Annotated in this window: 20 protein-coding genes, 3 tRNA genes and 1 pseudogene; 15 read left to right on the top strand and 9 right to left on the bottom strand. The window is 35.5% G+C overall.

Annotated features, from left to right (window positions below; translation table 11 throughout):
* Window positions 1-47 precede the first annotated feature (47 nt).
* The 6 genes and pseudogenes from O99_RS02335 to O99_RS02315 form a co-directional block, all read right to left on the bottom strand.
* Window positions 48-506 (bottom strand): hypothetical protein, encoded by a 459-nt coding sequence (locus O99_RS02335; RefSeq protein WP_035006125.1) that lies wholly within the window; start codon window positions 504-506, stop codon window positions 48-50.
* A 153-nt stretch (window positions 507-659) separates the two neighbouring features.
* Window positions 660-1,046 carry a hypothetical protein gene (locus tag O99_RS02330; RefSeq protein WP_035006688.1) on the bottom strand — a complete coding sequence of 129 codons (387 nt, stop codon included), beginning with the start codon at window positions 1,044-1,046 and terminating at the stop codon, window positions 660-662.
* Window positions 1,047-1,069: 23 nt separating this feature from the next.
* Window positions 1,070-1,600: a hypothetical protein gene (locus O99_RS07040; RefSeq protein WP_235692187.1), complete on the bottom strand. Its 531-nt coding sequence runs from the start codon at window positions 1,598-1,600 to the stop codon at window positions 1,070-1,072.
* Window positions 1,601-1,764: 164 nt separating this feature from the next.
* Window positions 1,765-2,127, bottom strand: a complete 363-nt coding sequence (locus O99_RS07035; protein ID WP_235692186.1) for a DUF1376 domain-containing protein — start codon at window positions 2,125-2,127, stop codon at window positions 1,765-1,767.
* Between the two features lie 22 nt (window positions 2,128-2,149).
* A pseudogene (locus tag O99_RS02320) lies at window positions 2,150-2,612 on the bottom strand (crossover junction endodeoxyribonuclease RuvC).
* A complete protein-coding gene (locus tag O99_RS02315) occupies window positions 2,602-2,934 on the bottom strand; it encodes a dATP/dGTP diphosphohydrolase domain-containing protein (protein WP_035006123.1) in 333 nt (110 codons plus the stop codon). Before O99_RS02315 ends, O99_RS02320 begins: the two are co-directional and overlap by 11 nt.
* 358 nt (window positions 2,935-3,292) lie before the next feature.
* On the opposite strand from O99_RS02315, the gene O99_RS02310 reads away from it, so the two are divergent.
* The gene (locus tag O99_RS02310) at window positions 3,293-3,721 is read left to right on the top strand and encodes a hypothetical protein (protein WP_154655484.1); all 429 of its coding nucleotides are present in this window, start codon (window positions 3,293-3,295) and stop codon (window positions 3,719-3,721) included.
* A 7-nt stretch (window positions 3,722-3,728) separates the two neighbouring features.
* Here O99_RS02310 and O99_RS02305 read toward each other — a convergent pair whose 3' ends face one another.
* Window positions 3,729-3,947: a hypothetical protein gene (locus O99_RS02305; RefSeq protein ID WP_035006120.1), complete on the bottom strand. Its 219-nt coding sequence runs from the start codon at window positions 3,945-3,947 to the stop codon at window positions 3,729-3,731.
* A gap of 447 nt (window positions 3,948-4,394) precedes the next feature.
* On the opposite strand from O99_RS02305, the gene O99_RS02295 reads away from it, so the two are divergent.
* The 7 genes from O99_RS02295 to O99_RS02270 all read left to right on the top strand — a co-directional run bounded on the left by O99_RS02295 (window position 4,395) and on the right by O99_RS02270 (window position 7,555).
* On the top strand, window positions 4,395-4,706 hold the full coding sequence (locus O99_RS02295; protein ID WP_035006118.1) for a helix-turn-helix domain-containing protein: 312 nt from the start codon (window positions 4,395-4,397) through the stop codon (window positions 4,704-4,706).
* A gap of 192 nt (window positions 4,707-4,898) precedes the next feature.
* Window positions 4,899-5,072: a hypothetical protein gene (locus O99_RS07190; RefSeq protein ID WP_328286235.1), complete on the top strand. Its 174-nt coding sequence runs from the start codon at window positions 4,899-4,901 to the stop codon at window positions 5,070-5,072.
* A 69-nt stretch (window positions 5,073-5,141) separates the two neighbouring features.
* Entirely contained in the window at window positions 5,142-5,279 is a 138-nt protein-coding gene (locus O99_RS07185) for a hypothetical protein (RefSeq protein WP_328286234.1), read from the top strand.
* Window positions 5,280-5,391: 112 nt separating this feature from the next.
* Entirely contained in the window at window positions 5,392-5,706 is a 315-nt protein-coding gene (locus O99_RS02285; RefSeq protein ID WP_035006117.1) for a hypothetical protein, read from the top strand.
* Between the two features lie 79 nt (window positions 5,707-5,785).
* Entirely contained in the window at window positions 5,786-6,577 is a 792-nt protein-coding gene (gene bet, locus O99_RS02280; RefSeq protein WP_035006115.1) for a phage recombination protein Bet, read from the top strand.
* Window position 6,578: 1 nt separating this feature from the next.
* Window positions 6,579-7,202, top strand: coding sequence for a lambda exonuclease family protein (locus O99_RS02275; RefSeq protein ID WP_035006113.1), 624 nt, complete (start codon window positions 6,579-6,581; stop codon window positions 7,200-7,202).
* 86 nt (window positions 7,203-7,288) lie between these two features.
* Complete coding sequence (locus tag O99_RS02270) at window positions 7,289-7,555, top strand: helix-turn-helix transcriptional regulator (protein WP_035006111.1); 267 nt, start codon at window positions 7,289-7,291, stop codon at window positions 7,553-7,555.
* Window positions 7,556-7,856: 301 nt separating this feature from the next.
* Here the strand turns inward: O99_RS02270 and O99_RS02265 are convergent.
* Window positions 7,857-7,942 (bottom strand) — tRNA-Leu (locus O99_RS02265).
* Window positions 7,943-9,064: 1,122 nt separating this feature from the next.
* On the opposite strand from O99_RS02265, the gene O99_RS02260 reads away from it, so the two are divergent.
* Together O99_RS02260 and O99_RS02255 are read left to right on the top strand one after the other, a co-directional pair.
* Window positions 9,065-9,595, top strand: a complete 531-nt coding sequence (locus O99_RS02260; protein ID WP_035006109.1) for a hypothetical protein — start codon at window positions 9,065-9,067, stop codon at window positions 9,593-9,595.
* Window positions 9,596-9,860: 265 nt separating this feature from the next.
* The gene (locus O99_RS02255) at window positions 9,861-11,108 is read left to right on the top strand and encodes a DEAD/DEAH box helicase (RefSeq protein ID WP_035006107.1); all 1,248 of its coding nucleotides are present in this window, start codon (window positions 9,861-9,863) and stop codon (window positions 11,106-11,108) included.
* Between the two features lie 759 nt (window positions 11,109-11,867).
* On the opposite strand, the gene O99_RS02250 is transcribed toward O99_RS02255, so the two are convergent.
* Window positions 11,868-11,942: transfer RNA gene (locus tag O99_RS02250), tRNA-Asn, on the bottom strand.
* Window positions 11,943-12,125: 183 nt separating this feature from the next.
* Between O99_RS02250 and O99_RS02245 the strand changes: the two genes are divergently transcribed.
* The 5 genes from O99_RS02245 to O99_RS02225 all read left to right on the top strand — a co-directional run bounded on the left by O99_RS02245 (window position 12,126) and on the right by O99_RS02225 (window position 18,101).
* Window positions 12,126-12,199: transfer RNA gene (locus O99_RS02245), tRNA-Cys, on the top strand.
* Window positions 12,200-12,390: 191 nt separating this feature from the next.
* The gene (locus O99_RS02240; RefSeq protein ID WP_035006104.1) at window positions 12,391-13,065 is read left to right on the top strand and encodes a protein-L-isoaspartate O-methyltransferase family protein; all 675 of its coding nucleotides are present in this window, start codon (window positions 12,391-12,393) and stop codon (window positions 13,063-13,065) included.
* Between the two features lie 50 nt (window positions 13,066-13,115).
* Entirely contained in the window at window positions 13,116-14,417 is a 1,302-nt protein-coding gene (locus O99_RS02235; RefSeq protein ID WP_154655482.1) for a TolC family outer membrane protein, read from the top strand.
* A gap of 242 nt (window positions 14,418-14,659) precedes the next feature.
* Window positions 14,660-15,214 (top strand): DUF2497 domain-containing protein, encoded by a 555-nt coding sequence (locus O99_RS02230; RefSeq protein WP_035006101.1) that lies wholly within the window; start codon window positions 14,660-14,662, stop codon window positions 15,212-15,214.
* A gap of 163 nt (window positions 15,215-15,377) precedes the next feature.
* Window positions 15,378-18,101, top strand: coding sequence for a valine--tRNA ligase (locus O99_RS02225; RefSeq protein WP_035006099.1), 2,724 nt, complete (start codon window positions 15,378-15,380; stop codon window positions 18,099-18,101).
* Window positions 18,102-18,556 lie beyond the last annotated feature (455 nt).

The following is an 18,556-nucleotide window of genomic DNA, read 5'->3' as shown; positions in this document are numbered from 1 at the left end:
ACTCATTTCCTGCAGAAAATTATGATCTCAATTTCTTAAATTATCTTCTAACATTTAGTTTTTTGGCATTTGTTTTCCTTATTGTTCTTAAACTTTTTATCCAGTGCTTTCTTTATTTCCTCCTCCATTTTTTTAAACATGGGTTCATCTTCTTGATCGTACATCACCACCTTTGCCGAATACTGTTGAATTTCTTTGTTCACTTCACTTATGAGAGGCTCAACATTCAAAATAGCCCGGGGCATATTTCCCCCATAGAGCCACGCTTTTACCTGCGCTTTGGTACTGTAATCCGTATTCTCAGGCATCTCATGATATTGACCCCCATTAAACTTTTCATACTCCCTTGTCCCATCATCATACTCATACAGATTGTAAAAACACTCAGCTACTCCAAGCCCCCATGGAACATGACCAACAGCTGTTGCTATGAACTTTTTCTTCTTCACAGGCTGTTGATTTTTTGCTAAAAAGAATTGTTTGAAACTGAGTATGTTTTCTCTCATTTTTGCTCTATCCTTTCTTTGTCTCAAATTTGATCACACAGCGCGTTTTGTATCTGCAATGTGGAATTATCAAAAAACTATCAAATCTCTTTCTATGGTACGTTTTTGTCGATTTAAACGCATGTCAAATCACAAAACAATCAGTAAACTTCACTATTTTGTTGAAGCCTTCTCTCCAAATCCATTCAAAACATCTTCAAATTCTAACCTTTCAACAAGCCTGAGAGGACTTGCTTTCCCTCTTTCACAGCTCCTCATAACGGCTTTACGAACTAAATTAGCTTTAGATAAAAGCTCGTTTTCTAAAGCATGGCACAGCTTTACAAGCTCATGAGTGCTAGGAAAAAACGTATCCGATAAACCATCAATTTCACCGCATAAAATCCGTTTAACCGTTCTCATCAGTGACCAAGATGAAACCGTTTCTAAAGCCATACCATAAGCAAGCGCTATACCCTCATAATCTGAGCGCTGTGGGATTTTCAAACCACAGGAAAGCATGCGAAGAGCCTTAGAGATATCCTCTTTGTTAGCTTTCACCCGCAAACAGCTCTTGAAGCCGATCATAAGCCTCTAAAGCTCTCGTTTCTTGCTGCTTCGTTAACTGGGTACCATCCACTAAGCTCAAGGGGAAACTCGGCGCTATCATGCTGTGAACTTGATCCAAAGTACCCTCCAGAGCCGATATCAAGGACGCTGTCTGCAATCTGTTCTCCAATGCTTTTTTGGCCTTGAGAGCGTTGTTGTTCATAGTTCTTCCTTTCCTCTAATTTTTCGATCACCCTACGAACCCAATTACGCCAAGTCGCTGGCCAATCATGCTTGGTCGCGTCTTTTCCTGTCTTCGCATTCCAATAATCTCGAAATTTTGCTTTCTCGATGTTCACACGCTTTGGAGGTAAGCCCTCTGCAATGGCAAAAGCGTAATCAGGTTTAAAATCAGAAGGCAAACGACAACCTCTATCGCTTTTAACCCGCTTAGCTTCCTTAGGAGTGTTTTCTTGCTCGTGAATGGGAGGTTTGTTTTCTACATCCGTTGCGTTTTGTTCTGATGAGCTCTGGAGAGCATCAACCTCTGTTGGCTCTTCAATCAAATCGTTCGTTTCTAAACTTTCAGAACAAATTTCTTTTTTGCTAATACGATAGTATTAGTTTTTTTTATATATGTTATTGTTATTGTTAATAGCATTGCGATCGCATTGCGGAACACTATGCGCATCGCATGCGCTCTGCATGCAATCCGCATATGCGCCTTCATTTATATGATTAGTGTCATTTTTACTTTTTTATGCCATCTAGAATTAGCTGCTTTTGACGCTGCTTCTGATTTTTCTTTGCTTTCATTTAATTCTGATTCAACATCTAGATTCCATAAACGACCATCTTCTAAAATGATCATTTTATTTTTAAGCAATAAAAGATCCAATGCTTTGATAAATGTTTTGACTGGATAGCCAACATAAAGAGCTAATGCCTTTAAGTCACTCACAAGTGGTTCACCAGTATAAAGCATTTGAAACCATAACATCACGTAAATGCATTTTTCTGTTGGTGATAAATAAGAAACTTCATTCATCCATTCACTCGCATCAAGCCTCGTCCAAGGTATTTTACTGGGCATGTGTGCCCCCTTCTTTCCTTAACTATAAAATTGCCAAAGCATCTGCTTCATTATCATCTTTAGGCGCATGCCCTTTGGCACACACCGCCTTAATCATCTCTTCTTTCGAGGCATTCCCTTTTCCTGTTGTCTCTTTCTTAATCGTACTAACAGGGATCCCTTCATACGGGATCTGATAATACTCACACCATGCTGTTAAGGTTGCTAACAAGCCACCGTAAACATGTGCGGCATCTGTCCCTATATGACGGCGGACTTCTTCAAAATACACCGCATCAATTCTCCCTGCTGTCAGCTTAATTTCATTAAGCCATTGCTTAAAACGCAAATAACGCATCCCACCCCCTTCAAAACGACGGGGCTGGAAATTCATAACACCACTGATTCATAACACCACTGATAATGTGACCATCAGCACCACAAATCGCCCAACCGGTCTTTGTCCCTAGATCAAAACAGAGAATGGTTTGTGCCTTAATGATCATGATACTTTTGCCTTTCTTTGGGACGATTATCACAACCAATCTGTTGTGCTTCAAACTCCATGAGGAAAAGAAGACAGCAAACGGCATGAGCCAAGTGTGGCAATCCGCTTTCCAGATCTTTATCTTCTCCACCAAACCAAGCTAATAAATGACGTAAAGCAGCTCCATACAAACGGCTCCAATTCATGCCATGAAGCCAATTGCTTGCACCGTACTTATTTGCTCCAAACTCTAAAACACGGCCAACCTCAAGCAATGTAAGGGGTGGAATAAGATCAACACGCGGTTTACCACTATCATTCTTATCGGCTTCAAAAGCCATGATTGTCCCCCTTAAGGTTGTTACCTATTTATGCGTGCGCTATGACAGAGCGTGTTGTGATTACCTGTCTTGAAAAAATGTGTGTGAAAAAGTAGCCTCCCAACGATTCTAAAAAAGTGGGGAGAGAAAAGATGCTAGAATGGGCAAATTTACTTACAGGTTTAGTGTCATTTGTTACATCGCTTGCTGTAGGGATTATTTTAAGAAATAAAGACCGTAAAGAAGCAGAAAAAATCCGCCAAGAAGATTAAACAATCTAGAAAGGCAATTCCAACAGCTAAAAAAACAAGCTGAAGCTGCACAAGAGCACGTCTCCATTTTATGGGCAGAAAAACAAATACGAGACTTAGGTCCAAAGTTGAACGTTACCGTAAAAAACGTAAATGCAAGTGAATTTGGAAGAAACGTTTTCATTGAGACGCATTTCATCATAAAAAATCCCACAAGACAAACAATGAGAATAAATAATTTTCGATTACACAACGAAAACCTATTTGTGTTTGAAGACGGTGGTATTTTTGGAAAATATCCAATGGGTTTCAAACCAGAAAATGAAAAGTGTATGTCCTTAAAAAATCCTTTTTTAGCAAATTTAGAAACAGGGACTATTTTCGATTGTTTTAATTTGGATGCACATGAAGAAATAGAATTTATTTTAAAAGTTCGCCACCTAAAACCAGATATCGTAAGTACACCAATCTTTATCATTGAACACACTTCATCAAATCATGCAGAGAAAATACTTGAAACTACTTTTGGGCCAAACTTTTTACTGCCATTCCAGTAGAGTAGTCTCAAAGGCGGTTAATTTTTTCCATTAAATCTTTTTGTGTTTGAATTAAATTTTCTTGTTTACGTTTTATGTTGTCCATTCTTTTATCTGTCTCTTTTTCATGCGTTTCCGTCATTTTATATTCATGCGTTTCCGTCATTTTATAAAAGTAAAAGCCAGCAAAAAACATGGCTACATTGACTATAAAAAACACAATCATCGTTGCCAAACCGTAATCCATCTTTATTTCCTTTCTTCATAATGTAATTGCTGCATATCGTTCCACTTACACACATCTCTGCAACCAGAAAAATCATCGCAAAATGTAGATGGGGAGGATGAGCTTTCTTGAATTAATGCCTGTAATCGTTCAGGATAGAAAAAGTCTTCTGGACCCAGGTCGATGTTGTGAAGTTTAGCGTAACTGAGCAGCTGTGCTTGATAAGATGAAGGAAACAATCCACTGGCACCACCTTTTTTCTTGGAGTAAGTTATACGATAAACAGCGCCTTTACATTTATGTAAAATGCGTGCGACATTAGCTACTCTCCACCTAAATATTTTATAAGTGTATATGCAGGATCTTGTTTCATAATAACACAATTTCATAAATTCTGAATTTTATCAAGAGAAAAATTTAGAATTTATTGAATTGATTTTTCACTCAATCTGAAAGAACTTTATTATCATGGAACGTGAACAGTTAAGATTATGGCTTAATAAGCAATTAGTTAAAAAAGGACATGGCAGCAAAAAAATGCTGGCTGAGCATTTAGGTATATTGCCCTCTACCCTTACCAGCATATTAAATAACTCAGGTATAAATCGCTCGATAAAAGCAGATGAGTTAATAAAAATTATTAATTTTATCGGTGAAGTACCCCCTTTTTTAATCGAGGGATCTGGACAATTTGTTAGTCTTTTTTATCAAGCAAAGCCTGAAGTTCAACAAGCTGTTTTAACGATTCTTCAGAATTCTGGCCAATCAGACAAAAAATAATAGCAGCTATCACCTTTTTATCCCCACAATCCCAAAGTTTTTTAGCATTTCTTCATCCACTATTAGCCTCCATATGCAAATATTTCATTTTTTATGAAATTTATAATTGACATTTTTCATTTAATATGAAATATGCTTATTATACAAATCACGCGTAATCAACAGCCGAAAGGCACTAGAGGGGGTGTAGATATGGACAAGCCGATTTTTATTAATCCAGATGAAATTCTTTTGGTCATGTGCACGAATGAAAATGAAAACACTGCACGGTCTGGACCTTTTTATGATGAAACCGAAGTCTTAAACTTTTTATCTGGCATTGAGGATGTGGAAAGAATTATTCGTGTCGAACTCTCAACAAATTGATGGGAAGATATCTCTGAAGAAATTGCTGAAGCATACATCAAAGAAAATGCAGAGAGCTGCTTTTATGAAATGATTGAACATCCTTTTGTAGAATACAGCGATGCTTATGAGGCTTTTAGAAAAGATCTAGAAGATCAAAAAATTGATGATGAAATCTACGGTACTTATGAAGAGCAGCACCGTTTGCGTCTTAGTGATGTCCTTTAATCTCTAAGGAACATTTTAAAAACGCCTCTTTTCTCAAAAAATTACAACAGAATGCAATGCCGTTCTTTCCTAAGAACGACAAAGGCAGAGTCTAACTAAAAGGAGATGAAACATGGAAAAGAAATACGAAATTACTGATGAGACAACTTGGATATACGGAAATAAGTTAACTTATCGTATCCGTGCATTGAGAGATTTTGGTAATGTGAAAGTAGGGGAATTAGGTGGTTTTATTGAAAAGGAAAGCAACTTATCACATGATGGCGATTGCTGGATACATGATAATGCCGCTGTTTATGATGATGCTGTAGTTTATGACAATGCAAATATTTATGCCGGCGCCAAGATTTTTGGGCATGCAAGGATTTTTGGTGACGCCGAAATAACTGGAAATACAAAAATATCCATAATGGACCCCCTTCTTTGAAGGAAGAATAATCAAAGCTCACTTTTACATACCTGTTTCATATCACGGGTAAAGTGCGTGCAAATCAAGGATTTCTTCTATGACAAATTCCCCTTTAGCTCTTATCTCCACAAAATATGGGTTCTCAGAACAAGAGTTTCGAAAAACAATTATTAAAACATGTATTAGTCATAACTTCTCTGATGAAGAGTTTGCTGCATTCATTTCCGTCGCGAATACTTATGGCTTAAATCCACTCACGAAAGAGATTTATGCTCTTCCTAAAAGAGGCGGCGGTATTATTCCTGTCGTCTCTATTGATGGATGGATCAAGATCATCAAATCAAACCCTAAATTTGATGGCATGACCTTTCAAGATCAACTCGATAAGGACGGCAATCTGACAGCAATCAAATGCGCTATTCGCTTGAAAGAAATTAAAGACCCTATCGAAGTCACGGAATATCTCAACGAGTGTAAACAAAAAACAGACCCATGGCAGAAATATCCTGCACGCATGCTACGTCACAAAGCAGTCATCCAATGTGCTCGTTATGCTTTCGGATTTTCCGGTATTTACGATGAAGATGAAGCAGAACGAATTAATCAGGGCGCCAATTCACAAAGGCAGCTTGTATCCGATGAAATGATCATGGAAATCCAAAGCCTCATGCAGGAAACACAAACAGATGAAACAAAGGTTTTGAGCTTCGCCAATGTCAGAAATATAACAGACCTTTCTCTTCAAGAAGGACAGACTGTTTTACATCTCCTACAGAAAAAAAGAGAACAACAATCCCCTCAAGAACAACAGCCTGCTGAATTCGTCTATGACTATGATGAAACTTATAGTCAAGACAGTGTTCATCACCAAGAACAAAGAGCGGTGTGAGATGGAACAAAGAACTGCAGAATGGTTTCAGGCACGTTTAGGAAAAGTCACCGCCTCAAATGTTTACAACATTCTTAGTCGAACCGCTAGAAATTTGCCCACAAGCAAATATGAGGAATACAAAATCAAACTCATGACAGAATGCTTAGTCGGTGAAATCAGCCATTCTTATACAACATCTGCTATACAACGGGGCATTGAACATGAAGGGGATGCCCTCAAAGAATATAGCTTTGTTTATGATAGAGAGGTTACTCCATGTGGTTTCATCCCACATCCTACAATCGAAATGGCTGGTGCAAGCCCTGATGGTCTCATTGGTGAGAATGGGCTCATAGAGATTAAATGTCCCCAGTCTGTAAACCACCTTCGTTTCTGGATGACAGAAAAAATCAAACCAGAATATTTAGCACAAATGCAATTTCAAATGGCTTGTACAGGACGTCAGTGGTGTGACTTTGTGAGCTATGATCCCGGGTTTTCAGGACAATCTGCTCACTTACGTCTCAAGGTTCAGCGGATCCATCGGAATGATGAACAGATAGAATCCATCAATCAAGCAGTGGAAACATTTTTAGAAGAAATCGAACAAGACATCAAAAAGATTACAGCTCAAGCGGCTTAAAGTTATGGGGACGCTCCAGCCATCCCCCTCCAGCGTCCCCGCCCATTTAATTATTCTCAACACTTAGATAATAAGGAAAATTTTAAATGAATGAAGAAAAATTAACTGCCTCAATAGAAAAAGTAAGCTTATTCGAACAAGCTTTACTGTCGATGCGTTTGCAACGGCTTGTCAATATACAAGATCTCTCAATTTATCTTGGAATGTCAATGACATACATTAGAGAGTTTGTAAAAATTGGAGCTTTTCCTAAGCCTATACAAGAAGGACGATATTTAAAATGGGATCTTGTTGAAATTGATCGTTATATTGAAGCAAAAAAAACGGAGAGAGATTCAGTAGAATTATCTTGAAGAGGTTCCAAATTACAAACCGCGTTAATCAGTATGCATTTGAAGAAGGAAAAGACTACATTTTGATTTAACAAGATCTGCTATGAAAGCGGCTTAGTTTAGAAAGTTGATTCTATCTCCTAATTTTTTATGACGGGGAGGGGGAAAGTGCTAAAAAGATGCTTCAAAAAAAGCAGCAATGATTCGTATTTAGTATTATCTCAGTACCATCTGAGAGTGTTATTATAGCGTTTTAAAAGGTGGTTTAATTTTTTCTGATTTCTAATAAACTACTGAAAAATAAATGAAAATTCACATGTCGTGGTGCGGACGGCGGGACTTGAACCCGCAAGGCCTTAGGCCGGCAGATTTTAAGTCTGCTATGTTTACCGATTTCATCACGTCCGCGGACAATTTTTCATAAGCTATATCTTCTATTGAATCAAGGATTAATAATAAAAGCTGAGATATTCGACTTTTAATAGAATTCTTGACAGAAAACTTATAACTTTTATGACAGAAAATCTGTAGGATGTTCGTGATAAAAGAGAACAATTTGTGCTATGAGTGAACTTGTTTATAATATAACTAAAGCTATGATATTTTACATAATTTTTTGAAAATGTTGTTTCAGTAAAATGATTTTTTTAGTCAAGAATATGATGCAGATGTTTATTGAAAATATAAAGATTTGATAATTAAACTCCGGTCATATAAAATTGTGGTACTTTTTGATTTTGATAATTCTTGATAGATCGCAAACGATAGTTTGATGCTAAGCTGGTTTATAATAAAACTCTAATGAGAAAAACAAACTAGATTTGATGATTTTATCTGTATGAAAAAGTGGTCTGATTAGTGATGTAAATAATTTATTTTTTAATATGGCTGGTAAGCAGAGTTTCTTTTTATTAGATTATGGAAGTTGATTTCTTTATTTAAGTAGTGAAAAGCATATAAAATTAGAAAATATAATATATTTGTAGATGAGACTATTATAGCTGAAACGAGCATAATTAGATTGTGGGATATTAGAACGGTTTTTACGTATTCTGTTATTATAACTTCTAAAAATCGAATTTTTTTGACGATGATTGAAATGTTGAATTTTGAAGGTATTGTTTTTGAAATAGTTGTTGTTGATTGATGCTCTCAAAAGTCTTTTTTTATAAAGAGAAAAAATTTTTTTAATTGTTTCTAATGGTAATGATTTTAAATATTTTCTAGGTATTAAAGAACGATTTCACATTTTCAGGGGTAGAGCAATATTTTATTTTAGTTTTTGGTGACCTTTTATAAAGGACATAGTTTTGGGCTCGAATTGTTATTTTGATGATGAGACTATACATTTTTGGTATCTCAGAAATGAGTTATAAATTTTTATATTATTTTTATTTTAAAACAAATTAGTTTCAGTGACTTATAAAGATAAATTAAAGAATTTTATTAGAAATGTTCCGATATTGCAGACGGTTATAGAGTTGCTTGGTTTTGTCATTTGAAGTTTTTTTAAACGAAGGAATATAGAAAATGAAGTCCATTTTTTGTTTTATGCTGAGTGTATCTTTATTATTGGCTATTGGGACATATAATGTAGCGGCTGAGCTAACAATAGTGCAAAAAAATGCGCTTTCAAATTTAGTTGTTGATATTAATAAAGCCATGAAAAATAAAAATTTTTCTATTATTGCTGCTCATATGTCTGATAGGCTTTATAGAGAAATAGCACGCCGGCTAAATGCAACAGAGGATAGTTTACGTAATAATTTTCTTGAGCAACTTCATATGCAGTTCGCAAATTTGTCTACTGATGCTTATCATTTAGATGAAAAAGAAATAGACTATCAGCAAATTAATAATGATATTTTTTATGCTTTGATTCCAACTGTTATTGAGACAAAGGATCGTATCATAAAATATAAAACCTTAGCGATTTTTGATAATGGTAAATGGTTTTTAGTTTATGGGGGACAGAAGACTATACAAAATACAGTTTTTTTGGAGATTTATCCTGATTTTAAGGGAATAAATATGCCAAAGGAAACAGTAATAGAAAAATAAATAATTTTGCAAGGTAATTGCTTTTTATGTTAATTCAGTAATATTGCCTATTAAGGTGTTTGCGCTGATGAATTAGGTTTTTACACAAAAAGGTTTTATACATCTTATTTTGGGTTAATATGCCCATGTATGGTGTTTGATGGCTTATTTTTATTTCAAGCATTAGTCCACAAAATTAAAATTATGACTCTATTGTATGGTTTCAGAAATACTACAATTTAACTTGTAATTTATTGATAATTATAGAGTTAGGGAAAATTTTATTTTGAGTGTAAGTGAAGAAAATGTTTTTACAGAACTAGGTTTGTCCTCTATTTTAGTTAAAAACCTATTTAGTGCTGGTATGAATAAACCTAAGTTTATTCAAGCGAAAGCTATCCCAGTAATGTTAAAAGGGCATGATATTTTAGGGATTGCACAAACTGGTTCTGGAAAAACATTGGCATTCAGTTTACCTATTTTGAACCGGATTTTAACTTTAGGTGATAAGCGTTATCCTAAAACTGCGCGAGCCTTAATTTTGGTTCCTACGCGTGAGCTTGCTATTCAGATTGAGGAAGCAATTAGTGCTGTTGCAAAAGGAACTCATCTTTCAACATGTTTGATTGTAGGGGGAATGTCACGCTTGATACAAATTAGACGGATGGCAAAGGGTGTTGATATTTTGATCGCAACACCTGGACGTTTAATGGATCTTATCCGTAGTAAATATGTTGATCTTTCTCAGTCTCGTTTTTTTATTCTAGATGAGGCTGATCGTATGTTAGATATGGGTTTCATTAGTGATGTGCGACAAATTGCAAACTTTTTGCATGAGAAATGTCAAACGGCACTTTTTTCTGCGACAATGTCAAAAGAAGTTAATGTGCTTGCAGATAATTTACTTAGGAAACCAGTAAAAATAGAAGTTGTTTCTCAAGGAACCACTGCTGCGGAGATTACTCAAGTACTGTATTGTGTTTCTACAAGTGAAAAAAAGAGTATTTTGAGTAAACTTTTGACAAATCCTGCTTTGACTTCAGTTATTGTATTTATACGTACTAAGCATGGAGCTGATTCTGTTGCGCGTAGTTTAGCAAAAACAGGATATTCTGTTGCTACAATTCATGGAAATAAATCACAAAATGCTCGGCAGTGTGCGTTAAAAAATTTTCGTGAAGGACTGGTAAGAGTTCTGGTTGCGACTGATATTGCTGCACGTGGTATTGATATACCTGGAATCAGCCATGTTATTAATTATGATTTGCCAGATAACGCTGAAAGCTATGTGCATCGCATTGGTCGTACGGGACGTAATGGTGCATCTGGTTATGCTATTACACTTTTTGATGAGAAAATAGAACAGGTACGTTTGTGTGCTATAGAGCGTCTGATTCGTATGAAATTAAAACGAAAAGAGATTCCTCTGCAGTTCGCGCCATTGCCTGAAAAACTATCTGAACCGAAAATTTACAAGCGAGAAGGTAGTAAAAAACATCGCTTAAAAGGATTTAAAGGTCGGAAAAAATCTTGAATGGAATCGATAAAATTGCACAATCAAAAAGTAAAAAATCTGATTAAAATAAAAAAACACAAAATATATGGAATTATTGCGTTTTCAAAGTTAGATAAATAGTAGAACTTTACAAAGAATTACTAAAATTTATTTTTATACATTGTTGGATATAAAACTATTATTATTTAGATGTAGTAAGCAAGATGAATACGTTACTATAGGTATATTAATGTGAAATCAGCTTATTTTATAATGTTGTAGGGATATTTAAGCTTTATTTGTGCTTATTGTTAATGACGACAGCCTTCGTTACTTTTTTATGATTTTAGTAAGAACTTTTTATCTTTAAGAAGAAAGTTAAACAGAAAAAATTAAATAAAGAAATCTATTAAAAAGAGCCGTAAAACGATTGAAAATAAAAAATAAAACTAACAAGAAAAATGATTTCTATGCGTATACTGATTCTGTTTAATGGCTGTAGGATATCATGAATATGATTTTTGCATAAGATAGTTTTTCATTTACCTAGAGCAAAGAAACATTGTTATCATCAGCTCAAATTTAGTAAGATAAATCTTCAAGTATAACAAACAGAATAGTCGGCGCCAGTTGGCAATATATATGAAAGGCTAAATTACGCAGATTATAGAAGCTATAAAACAATTCAGAAAGAAGTACTGATTCGCAATAGATTTTGGAAGAAAACGTGAAATCCTATTCCCTCACCTTAAAAAAAGATATATAAAAACAATAAGTTATATGAAGTATAAAATAAAATGGCTCCCCGGGCCGGATTCGAACCAGCGACCAACCGGTTAACAGCCGGTTGCTCTACCACTGAGCTACCGAGGAACAGTATATAATCATCTAATTTACAAAGCCTATAGCAAAGCAATATTGATTTGCAAAGAGAAAAATTATTTTAATTTTTTAAATATTCGAATTATAATGTAATAAATAAAAAGATTAGAAAAAGTTTCTTTGCCTTGACGGATGCTTTGCCTTCCCTTATTGACAGTCTTTACATTTTAATGGGGCTTCGTGGCGGAATGGTTACGCAGAGGACTGCAAATCCTTGTATCCCGGTTCGATTCCGGGCGAGGCCTCCAGCTAATTTGATTGATAATTCTCAAAATCTTAAATGAGTTGCTTGCGTATTTAGTAGAATACCGTGTACATTAAATTGGCGCAATTAGGATCTTACTTTTTTGTCGCACCAGTAAGTAGTAGAAGATGTTCATATCTTAAACTGTTTCTGCTTTGTTAGAGCTTTTATTGCGTATGGGAGAGAAGATTAGTGATGATTATAGATTTTGTAGAACTTCGCCATAAAATGGTTGATAATCAAATTCGTACAGTAGATGTAACAGATTTGTTAGTTCTCAAAGCATTTTTAACAGTGCCACGTGAAGATTTCGTTCCAGAAAATATTAGAAATTTAAGTTATTGTGATGCTGATATTGTTGTATTTCCAGCGCAGAGTAATTTATCTGTACGTCATTTAATGAGACCTGCATCTTTAGCGAAATTATTACAATTGGCAGCTATAAAATCATCCGATATTGTTTTGGATATTGGTGCAAATAGTGGTTATTGTTCTGCATTGCTTTCAAAACTTGCGAAATCCGTTATTGCCTTAGAAAGCAATAAGATCCTTGCAGAACAGGCTGCCAAGATTTTAGAGCATAATAAGTGTAATAATGTCATGGTTGTTCATGGAGCCTTAGAGAAGGGATATCCTATTAAAGGTCCTTATGATGTAATTTTTGTTGAAGGTGCTGTTGATTTCATTCCTGATGGTATTTTTGATCAAATGAGAGAAGGTGGGCGTCTTATTGTGGTTGAAGGACATGGAAATGCTGGTATTGCACGAATCTATGTAAAAAAAGAGAGTACTATTTCGGTCTGTCATAGTTTTAATCTTTCTGTAAAACCCTTACCTGAATTTTTAAAATTGCCTGATTTTGTATTTTAATGCTGATTTTTTATGAATGAATAGATAAAGAATAGTATAATTAATTTAGGATTTATATTGTGTTTAAAATAAACAAGAAACTTCAAGTATGTTTATTTCTGATTTTTTGCATTTTTGTCTCTGAATTGGCTTGTGCTGATACATTAATGGATGCTTTTGCTAAAGCTTATCTGCATAATGCTAAATTGAATAGTGAGCGTGCGGCTGTGCGCATATCAAATGATGATGTGGTTATTGCAGGGTCAGGCTTTTTTCCACAAATTGAAGGAATTGGGAGCTATAGTCGAAATAAAGCTGTTATAGCTCCTTATAGTACTTCTGGATTTATAGGAATAAGATTAAATCAAAGATTATTTGATGGTTTTATTACGCAAAATACATTTTTTTCAGCTAAATTAAAAATGCAAGCGCAGCATGAATATTTTCGTAATGCTGAGCAGAATATGTTTCTTGAAGTTGTGACAGCATACACTAATGTCTACAAAGCACGTCGTATTGCTGAACTGCGTCGAAAAAATTTGATTGCCCTTGAAGAGCAAGTTCGTTCAGATAAAGCAAAACTTGAGGTAGGGGAAGGAGGGCGTATTGATTTTGCTCAAGCACAAGCGGCTCGTTCTGTTGCTGTTTCTGAGCTTAGTATTGCTCATGCTAATGTAAAATCAGCGGAAGCAATTTATCGGCAAGTAATTGGTGCTGATCCTGAAAAATTAGAACGTCCACCGATGGCAAAAGAGTTACCAGTGAATCTTGATTCCGGTTATGAAATTAGTATCGCTACGCATCCAGCGATTCTTTATGCAAGATATTTAATTGATTCTAGTTCTTACAATGTTAAAGCGAAAGAAGGAGCATTGCTTCCTAAAATTGATTTGTCTGCGACAACATCTTATAATCGGGTTTATAGAGGGCCTGGAGAGGATGGAGTTTCTCAATCCGTAGGGCTTTCGCTTAGTTTTCCAATTTTTGAAGGGGGACGTGCATCTGCGCAGATTCGTCAGGCTAAAGAACAATTTAGACAAGCCCATTTTCAGCTTGATTTGGCTCAAAATGAAGTAAAGCAAGCGCTTACTTCTGCTTGGTTTCAGTTAGAAGGAGCACGTGCATCTGTTGCAGCTTATCGTGAGAGTGTTCGTGCTGCTGACATTGCTTTTAAAGGTCGTATTCAAGAAAATCGTGTAGGGCAGGCAACCACATTAGATGTTTTAAACTCTCAGATGCAGTTAATTAATGCTCAAATTGCGCTAATAACAGCAGAATGTAATGTTATTGTTGCGAGTTATAGTGTTCAATATTCTGTTGGTAAATTGACTGCAAATTATTTGGGTTTGAAAACGGTTAAATATATTCGCTGAGAAACGAGGATATAATTAGTAGTTTTCACATATTAAAATAATTTTAGTTTGCATAAAGGGTAGATCATAAATTAATTGTTAATATTGAAAATATGTTTTGCCTAAATAACATTTTATATGACGTTAGAAAAAAGTTGTGTGTAGTATCATATTTAAGACAAAGAGATGTGTTGACTTTGTCGTTCTTTTACTACAGTAAAATGGTAGTTTCATTTGTTTTTGCGTTTCGAGAGGTTTAAAGTATGGTACAGAGTTCAAATGCGTTACATGAGCCAAGTATGGATGAGATTTTAACATCTATCCGTGAAATAATTGAAGAAAATACAGTTCAGTCTGATAATTTCTCAGGTGAATCTAGTGAGTCTATTGCAGCAAATGCTTCTGCAAAGAGTTCAGTAAAGCCATCAGAAGGTATTTATGATGCGACTTTATCCGTCGATGATGCGATGAAGGCTTTGGCTGATCGTATTGGTTTTTCTGCTGAAGATGGAATTTCTCCTTTTAAGGATGGTGCAAGATTGGAAGATAAGATAGATATGCAAGGGATGAATATTTCCTCTGAAGAGCAAAATTCTGTTCATAAAGTAAAACAATATGATGAGGCATTTGTATCACAGAAAAGAAATTCATCTTCTGATTGTGTAGAGTTATCTGCGTATGTTGTTTCCTCTGCTGAAAAGGTTGCAAGAGATGTGTTGCGTCCCGCTATAGCGGAATGGTTACAATGTCAATTGCCTATTTTACTTGAAAAAATCCTACGTGAAGAAATTGTCAAAACCGTTAAGAATTTATCTTAAGAGCTTTTAAATTCGTTATATAATCTGCTATTTATTAACTTGGTTATCAGAGTTCTGACGTGGTTTTATAAAGCTATTTAGGTAAATAGTATTTTGATGTGATGTAGCTAGTTTTTGATCATGAATTGTTTTTTCAGCGGTATTGTGAAATTAAGTGGATAAGATGCTAGAAAAAAACTACGATGCTAGCTCTGTAGAGCCGCGAATTGCAAAAGAATGGGAAAAGTGTGGGGCTTTTAAAACAAAGATAGATTTAGAGCTTGATGCAGAATCTTTTTGCGTTATGCTGCCGCCGCCGAATGTCACAGGCTCACTTCATATGGGCCATGCATTAAATACGACAATTCAGGATATTATGGTGCGTTTTCAACGGATGCAAGGCAAAAATGTGCTGTGGCAGCCGGGTATGGATCATGCAGGGATTGCAACGCAAATGGTTGTTGAGCGCCAACTTGCAGAACGTCGAGAGCTAACGCGTCAAGAAATGGGAAGAGAAAAGTTTATTGAATGCGTTTGGAAGTGGCGTCATGAAGCTGGAGGGATTATCACTAATCAACTCAAACGCCTTGGCGTTTCGTGTGATTGGTCACGCGAGCGATTCACAATGGATGAGGGCTTATCTCAGGCTGTCCGTGAAGTCTTTGTTAAGCTTTACAAGCAAGGGTTAATATATAAGGACAAGCGTTTAGTCAATTGGGATCCAAAGTTGTTGACGGCTATTTCGGATCTTGAAGTTGAACCGAAAGAGGTCAAAGGTTATTTGTGGCATTTTAGGTATCCGCTTGAAGGAAAAGTTTTTGATCCGAATGATTCTACAACTTTTATAACAGTTGCAACAACACGTCCTGAAACAATGTTGGGGGATACGGGTGTTGCGGTTAATCCTGAAGATGATCGTTATAAAGATCTCATAGGACAAAATGTTATTCTCCCCCTCGTTGGTCGCAAGTTGTTAATTGTTAGTGATTCTTATGCTAATCCTGATGAGGGGAGTGGAGCTGTAAAAATCACACCAGCACATGACTTTAACGATTTTGAAGTAGGAAAGCGGCACAATTTAGGCTTAATTAATATTTTGACGCAAAAAGCTGAGATTTTTTTGCGTGATAATGAGGCATTTTTTAATGGCTTAGTCTTGTCTGATGAATTGAATGCGTTGGTGGAATATTTAGATAAAGTTGATCGTTTTGTTGCACGAAATCGTATCGTTTCTTGGATGCAAGAAAGAGGTTATTGTGTAACTGTTAATGAGCATCTTCACGTCGTTCCTCATGGTGATCGAAGTGGAGTACCCATTGAGCCGCTTTTAACAAATCAGTGGTATGTTGATGCTGTTGAATTAGCAAAGCCAGCGATAGAAGCTGTTCGCCAAGGGAAAACGAAATTTATTCCGGCTAGTTGGGAAAAAACTTATTTTAATTGGATGGAAAATATTCAGCCTTGGTGTATTTCTCGCCAATTATGGTGGGGACATCAGATACCTGCTTGGTATGGTCCTGATGGTATGATTTTTGTTGAAAAAAGTGAAAAAGAGGCTTTAGATTCAGCTTTATCTCATTATGGTAAAACAGTTCAATTAACACGTGATCAGGATGTTTTAGATACTTGGTTTTCATCTGCTCTTTGGCCTTTTTCGACGCTAGGGTGGCCTGATAAAACAATTGAGTTAACAACTTTTTATCCAACATCTTTATCGGTTACTGGATTTGATATCATCTTTTTCTGGGTTGCTCGTATGATGATGATGGGTATGCACTTTATGGGAGAAGTTCCTTTCCCAACTGTTTATGTACATGCTCTAGTGCGGGATCAGTACGGTGCAAAGATGTCAAAATCAAAAGGAAATATTGTTGATCCATTGGAACTCATTGATCAATACGGTGCAGATGCGCTACGCTTTACTTTAGCTATTATGGTCGCGCAAGGTCGTGATGTAAAACTTGATCCTTCACGTGTTGAAGGCTATCGTAATTTTGTTACGAAATTGTGGAATGCCACTCGATTTGCTGAAATGAATGGTGTTAGGCATGATTTGGCTTTCAAACCAGAAAAAACGAAACTTGCAATTAACCGTTGGATTTTAACAGAATTATCCAAAACTGTTTTGGCAGTTACTAAGGGCATTGAAAACTATAAATTTAATGATGCTGCTCACGCGTTGTATCGGTTTGTTTGGAATGCATTATGCGATTGGTATCTTGAACTTCTTAAACCTGTGTTTCAAGGTTCAAATGAAGATTCTAAAAAGGAAGCACAAGCGTGTACAGCTTGGGTTCTTGATGAAGTTTATAAACTTCTCCATCCTTTTATGCCTCATGTAACAGAGGAGTTGTGGTCTCTTACGGCAATGCAAGACATGAAGCGTGAGAATATGTTAGCATTAACGCAATGGCCACAAATGACGTTTAAAGATGAAGAAGCTGCAAATGATATTAGTTGGATTATTGATGTAGTTAGTGGTATTCGTTCTGTGCGTGCTGAGATGAACGTTCCAGTAAGTGCACTGGCACCTCTCGTAATTTTAGAAGGAGGGCAAGTAATACAAGAACGTGTACATCGTTATGAGGCTATTCTTAAAAGATTAGCGCGTATCGGAGAGATTCATTTTTCTGATCAGGTTCCTGCTATATCAGCTCAAATAATTTTGGGAGAGGCAACTTTTTGCTTACCATTGGGGCAGTTGATTGATTTAGATGCCGAACGTGCTCGTTTGAAAAGGGATATGGATAAAATTGAACAGGATATTGAGAAAATATCAATTAAATTAGATAATCCAAAATTCATAGCAAATGCAAGGCAGGAAATTATTGAGCTTGAACGTAGAAGAATTACAGAGTTGTATGAAGCAAAAAAGAAAGTATCTATTGCTTTAGAACGGCTAGCTTAATTCAGATTTTTCTTATTTTTTGAAAGTTAAAAAAGATTTGAAATGGTATTGTGGGTGACTTATGCGCGTACATTGGTCACTCAATTTATGATTAAGTGGAGTTTTATAAATTAGTAAATATTCTAGATACTATTTAGGAAAAAATTAATAGAAGAAGAAAATCTTATACAGAAGTATGATAATTTTGGTTTGTAATTAAAAAAAGCGGTTTGTTTATTCGCATTATTTTTGGAAATATACTCTTTTTGAGGAAACAATCTGTGTAGAACAATATTAATTGAGATTTATTAAACAATTAATGTATAAGGTCGATATTGGGTTGTCCATTTAAGAACTTACTTTTTTATTTTTAGAGAAAATTTAAATATAATAAACAATAGCATTATGAATTGTTAATTTTGAATAAAATTAACAATTCATAAAAGCACATAATTAAAAATTTAGGTTATGTATAA

It is taken from the genome of Bartonella rochalimae ATCC BAA-1498, assembly GCF_000706645.1.
In the GTDB taxonomy this organism is placed as follows: domain Bacteria; phylum Pseudomonadota; class Alphaproteobacteria; order Rhizobiales; family Rhizobiaceae; genus Bartonella; species Bartonella rochalimae.
This window is presented reverse-complemented; position numbering and strand designations above follow the sequence as displayed.